Here is a 5,252-nt window from a genome sequence, read left to right on the forward strand (position 1 = left end):
AACCGACCGCGAACTGCCGGTCATCCGCCTGCGAACCCAACTCAACCCCAAGCGATAGGTTCCAGGACGCCCACACCACAGCAGGTCAGTCGGTTCGTTCGTAACAACTAAGCCCTCTCAGCGCACCTTTAGCGACATCAGAGTGGCTGCAGCGCAACGCAGACCGCAACGTCGTCCTGAGTGAAATCGGTACTCAAAGTCGGTTGATTTCCAGGGCGCCGACCCAATGAGTACCTGTCTGGGTGTACTTGCTGGACGAGGGCGACAACCGGACCCCGGCGCCTGGTTCCGAATGTCGTGTAGCGCGCGCTTTTTTGAAGGGCAGGAAAATGAGTGTTTCGGGTGGCGACTTGCTGCGGCGACGGTGGATGGTGATCGTTGCCGCGTTCGTCGTGGCGATCACCGGTTTCGGCGTGTACCGACTGCACGGCATCTTCGGCTCCAATGACGTGGTGTCGTGGCCGCGAGCCGACTCGATAGAAAACTCCGACTTCAACCCCAAGCACGTCCTGTTCGAGGTCTTCGGTAGTTCCGGGGCGGTGGCGACGATCAACTACCTCGACGAACACGCTCAGCCCCAGCGTGTCGACGACGCGACGCTGCCCTGGTCGCACCTGTTGACGACCACTGATCCCACCCTGTTCGCCGACCTGCGCGCGCAGGGGGACGCGGACTCTCTTTCCTGCCGCATCACCGTCAATGGCGTCGTCAAGGACGAAAGGTCCACCAGCAACGTGAACGGCTACATTTCCTGCCTGGACAAGTCCGCGTGAGCGAGCACCGTATGCAGGTTGACCTCCCAGATTCGACCCCGGGGTCACCGGCGGCGCGCATGATCCGCCGCCTCTCAGCGCCCATCGCGGTGCTCTGGGTCGCCATCGCCGCGTTGACGAACGTCTTTGCCCCGCAGTTGGAGGTGGTCGGAGCGGCGCATGCGGTGGCGCAGAGCTCGCCGGACTCCCCGTCGCTGAAGGCGATGGGGCACATCGGGAAGGTCTTCGGCGAGTTTGATTCCGACAGCAACGCGATGATCGTCTTGGAAGGCGATCGACCCCTCGGCGCCGACGCCCACCGCTTCTACGACATCCTGGTCAAGAAGCTGTTGAAGGACACCCAGCACGTCGAGCACATCCAGGACTTCTGGGGCGATCCGCTCACCGCGGCCGGCTCGCAGAGCAAGGACGGCAAGGCCGCTCTGGTGCAGCTGTATCTGAGGGGCAATCAGGGCCAGGCGCTGTCCAACGAATCGGTCGACGCCATCCGCACGATCGTCGCCGACACGCCGGCACCGCCCGGGGTCAAGGCCTACGTCACCGGTGCTGCGCCACTGACCACCGACAGCTTCGAGGTCGGCAGCGACAGCACCGCGTTGGTCACTCTGCTCACCCTTGGCGTGATTGCGGTGATGTTGTTGATCGTCTACCGCTCACTGGTCACCATGCTTCTGGTGCTGGTGACCGTTCTGGTCGAATTGTCCGCTGCCCGTGGGGTCGTCGCCGTCCTCGCGAACTGGGGGCTGATCGGTCTGTCGACCTACACGACGAATCTGCTCACGCTGTTGGCGATCGCCGCGGGCACCGACTACGCGATCTTCGTCGTCGGGCGCTATCACGAAGCGCGCTCCAAGGGCGAGGACCGAGAAGCGGCGTACTACGACATGTTCCGCGGGACCATCCACGTCATCGTCGGTTCGGGGCTGACGATCGCTGGAGCGGTCGCCTGCCTGAGCTTTACCCGATTGCCCTACTTTCAGAGTCTGGGCGTGCCTGCCGCCATCGGAGTGCTGGTGGCGCTCGCGGCTGCGCTCACCTTAGGGCCGGCGGTGCTGGTGATCGCCAGCCACTTCGGGCTGATGGAGCCCAAGCGCGCGACGCGTACCCGCAGCTGGCGGCGCATCGGCACCGTGATCGTGCGCTGGCCCGGTCCCATTCTCGTCGTGTCGGTCGCACTCGCCCTGATTGGTCTGCTCGCCCTGCCGGGCTACAAGACCAGTTACGACGCGCGCCCCTATCTGCCGGCTTCGGCGCCGGCCGTGGTCGGGTACGCGGCTGCCGAACGCCACTTCTCCGAGGCCCGGCTCAATCCCGAGCTGTTGATGATCGAATCCGATCACGACATGCGAAACGCCGCTGACATGATCCTGCTCGAGCGGGTGGCCAAGGCGGTACTGCATACCGCTGGCATCGCCTTGGTGCAGTCGATCACCCGACCCCTGGGCACGCCAATCAGCCACAGCTCCATCCCGTTTCAGATCAGCGCCTCCAGCGCGAGCACCATCATGAACCTCAGCTACCAGCAGGCCAGGGCCCAGGACATTCTGAAACAGGTTGAGCAGACCTCCAAGTCGATCGACATCCTGCACCAACAGCTCGCCCTGCAACAGGCCAGCGCCGCCGCAACCGATGAACAGACCAAGGGGTTCCACGACACCGTAGACACGATCAATCACGTGCGCGACAATCTTGCCGACTTCGACGACTTCTTCCGGCCGCTGCGCAGCTACTTCTACTGGGAGAAACACTGTTTCGACATTCCGGCCTGTCAAGCATTGAGAGCGGTGTTCGACTCCCTCGACGGCATCAGCGAGCTGGCCGACCAGCTGGGGACGATCACCGCGAGTCTGGACAAACTCAACGCCCTCCAACCGCAGCTCGTCGCCCTGATCCCACCCCAGCTCGCCGTTCAAGAAGCCAACCGCGACCTGCTGCGCTCTAATTACGCCACCACCGCGGGCACCGATACGCAGTCCGCGGAGGCACTTAAGAACGCGACCGCGCTCGGCAAGGCGTTCGACGACGCCAAGAACGACGACTCCTTCTACCTGCCGCCGGACGCCTTCGACAACCCGGACTTCAAGCGTGGCTTGAAGTTGTTTATGTCACCCGACGGCCACGCGGTCCGTATCACCATCACCCACGGAGGCAATCCCGCGACACCGGAGGGGATCTCGCACGTCGACGCGATCCGCAACTCGGCGTTCGAAGCTCTCAAGGCCACTCCGTTGGCCGACGCTAAGGTCTACATCGCCGGCACCGCGGCGACCTATAAGGACATTGCGGACGGTGCCACCTTTGACCTGATGATCGCCGGGCTGGCTGCGCTGAGCCTGATTCTGCTGATCATGATCTTCGTCACCCGAAGTCTGGTCGCCGCGCTGGTCATCGTGGGTACGGTAGTGCTGTCGTTGGGCGCGTCCTTCGGATTGTCGGTCTTGGTGTGGCAGTACATCTTCGGTATCCAGTTGTATTGGGTGGTGCTCGCCATGGCGGTCATCCTGCTGTTGGCGGTAGGGGCCGATTACAACCTGCTACTGATCTCCCGGTTCAAGGAAGAGTTGGGTGCGGGCCTCAAGACCGGCACCATCCGCGCCATGGCCGGTACCGGTGGCGTCGTCACCGCGGCGGGCCTGGTGTTCGCCGCCACCATGTCCTCGTTCATCGTCAGCGACCTGGTGATGCTTGGCCAGGTCGGGACCACCATCGGCTTGGGTTTGCTGTTCGACACGTTGATAGTGCGGTCGTTCATGACGCCATCGATCGCGACCCTTCTCGGCCGCTGGTTCTGGTGGCCGCTGCACGTGCGACCCCGCCCAGCCAGCCACATGCTGCGCCCCTACGGACCCCGCACAGCCGTACGAGAACTCCTCGGCCGCGAACGCCAACCGGCGACCGCACCAGCGCAGAGCACCAACGAAACGGATGCCAACGGTCAGCGACCACGCGCACCCTTGGCAGGAGACCAGGCTCGGTAGTTATCAGCAGTTGAATAGCATTCTCGAACAAACGATTTGGCACTTCGTGTCACATCAGCCCTGTATCGGCCAGGCGTCACCGTGACGAAATCTCGCTCGGACGGAATGACAGTCCTCAGGTCGCGGCGAGCGGCGTGAACGGCTGACGGGGGCGGGCTGCAAAAGTGGACACGAACGTGAGACAATTCGGTGTGGACACAAATTGAGATAAACGCGCACCGGCACTGTTCTGGGTCGCGCTTCACGAACATGGCGCGGTAGTAGTTGTAGTAGAGGCGCGGCCGCGGCGGTAGTAGGCAGTGGGACTAGGGCAAACACGGCGGGTCGAGATAAGGCCGTTTTTGCTAGGTGGCCGTCATGGGGTGAAGGTGGCTAGTGCGGCGACGTGAATCTCGGCGTACGGCCGGATCGGCAAGCTGGCAAGCGCCTCCTTTAAGGCGTCTGCATCAGTGGCTGACCAGATGCCGATGTTTGCCCGAGTACCAGGCAACCGCCAGAGTTGCCGAATCACGCCCTGTGACAGCAGCTCTCGGCCCCTAGAGCGTTCGCGCTCGATGAGAGCTGCACGTTCGCCGTCGGGTAGCTCGGAGGCGCGGGCAAAGTCCACGCGAACCAGGAAGTCCATTTTTCTCATCATCCTTTCGGTGTTTCGACTGCGTTTGGCCAGTGGCCGGTTTTCGATCGGTCGGCGTGGCGTCTGTGGATGAGCACGATCTCTGCGTGACATGGGCCGCAAGCTAGCTCTCGAGCGCCGGTGCCCTTCGTTTAGCGCATTCACGGCTCAAACTGCTCCGCACCTAGTGCCGTGTCACCCCAGGTATCAAGCCGAGCGAAGCGGCATGCGCCCGGTCCAGAATCCGTGTGGGAACCAGTCCGCGTCGCAGTAGCCTCATCGCCGGAGAGCGCGTGTGCTAGTCGAGAACCGCGATCGCCTCCACCTCGACGAGGTGCTCAGGCTGGAACAACGCGGCGACACCAATCAAAGTGCCCGGCGGCAGGAACGTGGCGATACCGAGTTTCGCGCAGGCTCGGGCACGGCCCTCTTGCACTAAGGGCATCTTGTCCAGAGTCCAATCGGCCACATAGATGGTCAATTTGGCGACGTCGTCGAAGGAGCCGCCAATCTCGGCGAGTGCAGCGCCGACGTTGAGAAAACACTGCTCGACCTGCGCGGCGAGGTCGCCCTCGCCGACCAGCGCTCCGTCGGCGTCCCAGGCGACCTGCCCGGCCATGAACACGAGCTTGGAACCGGCAGCAATCGACACTTGGCGGTGAAAGTCGACCTTCGGCAGGGCACGCGGGTTCGTCAAAGTGATGGTCATCCAGACTCCTTATCGTGAGGGCTTGTGACGGCGAAATGCGTTGGCCGCCAGGACGTCGAGCACCGCGAATAGCCATGACCAGGCGGTGACATGGCGAGACCCCGAAACCCCTTGCTGTGCAGGGCCATCAGTTGCTGTAGACCCGGTCGGGGCGGATAAGCACCGCTGCCCGGCGCTGC

The 5,252-nt window shown here is 63.1% G+C and carries 4 protein-coding genes; 2 read left to right on the forward strand and 2 right to left on the reverse strand.

Features of this window, described 5'->3' with window-relative positions; all coding sequences use genetic code 11:
• Positions 1-329: 329 nt before the first annotated feature.
• Both WAO18_RS01045 and WAO18_RS01050 read left to right on the forward strand, forming a co-directional pair.
• On the forward strand, positions 330-773 hold the full coding sequence (locus WAO18_RS01045) for an MmpS family transport accessory protein (RefSeq protein ID WP_422203138.1): 444 nt from the start codon (positions 330-332) through the stop codon (positions 771-773).
• 59 nt (positions 774-832) lie between these two features.
• Complete coding sequence (locus WAO18_RS01050; RefSeq protein WP_422203139.1) at positions 833-3,751, forward strand: RND family transporter; 2,919 nt, start codon at positions 833-835, stop codon at positions 3,749-3,751.
• A gap of 355 nt (positions 3,752-4,106) precedes the next feature.
• Here WAO18_RS01050 and WAO18_RS01055 read toward each other — a convergent pair whose 3' ends face one another.
• The gene (locus tag WAO18_RS01055) at positions 4,107-4,376 is read right to left on the reverse strand and encodes a muconolactone Delta-isomerase (RefSeq protein WP_422203141.1); all 270 of its coding nucleotides are present in this window, start codon (positions 4,374-4,376) and stop codon (positions 4,107-4,109) included.
• A gap of 286 nt (positions 4,377-4,662) precedes the next feature.
• Entirely contained in the window at positions 4,663-5,073 is a 411-nt protein-coding gene (locus tag WAO18_RS01060; RefSeq protein ID WP_422203142.1) for a RidA family protein, read from the reverse strand.
• Positions 5,074-5,252: the final 179 nt, after the last annotated feature.

This window comes from Mycobacterium sp., assembly GCF_049278535.1.
In the GTDB taxonomy this organism is placed as follows: Bacteria; Actinomycetota; Actinomycetes; order Mycobacteriales; family Mycobacteriaceae; genus Mycobacterium.